This is a genomic window from Pseudomonas sp. GW456-12-10-14-LB2, assembly GCF_002884345.1.
Classification (GTDB): domain Bacteria; phylum Pseudomonadota; class Gammaproteobacteria; order Pseudomonadales; family Pseudomonadaceae; genus Aquipseudomonas; species Aquipseudomonas paraglycinae.
In genome coordinates this window covers 1-277 of the sequence record NZ_POHV01000130.1, presented here as the reverse complement: position 1 = coordinate 277, position 277 = coordinate 1, and the positions used below count along the sequence as shown (strand labels likewise).

Here is a 277-nt window from a genome sequence, read left to right as displayed (position 1 = left end):
GCGACGGGCGTGGCGCTGATCCTGCTGGCGACGATGAGCGGGATTGCCTTGCTGCCAATGCTCGGGCTGGCGCTGTCGGCGGGGCTGGCGGTGGCGAGCGTCGCACCCCTTTGGAAGCGCAACCTGCGTCGCACGCCGCTGTTTACCTATGGCATGGTGGTGGCGCACCTCGGCATTGCGGTGAGCCTGGCCGGGATGGCGTGTGATACGGCGTTTACGCAGGCGACCTTGGTCGCGGCGCGCGTCGGCGAGCCGCAGCATGTCGGGCCGTTCACGG

At 69.7% G+C, this 277-nt stretch carries 1 protein-coding gene; it reads left to right on the top strand.

Features of this window, described 5'->3' with window-relative positions:
• Positions 1-277, top strand: a 277-nt coding sequence (locus tag C1X29_RS29860; RefSeq protein ID WP_305888214.1) for a cytochrome c-type biogenesis CcmF C-terminal domain-containing protein, incomplete at both ends; no start/stop codon positions are given.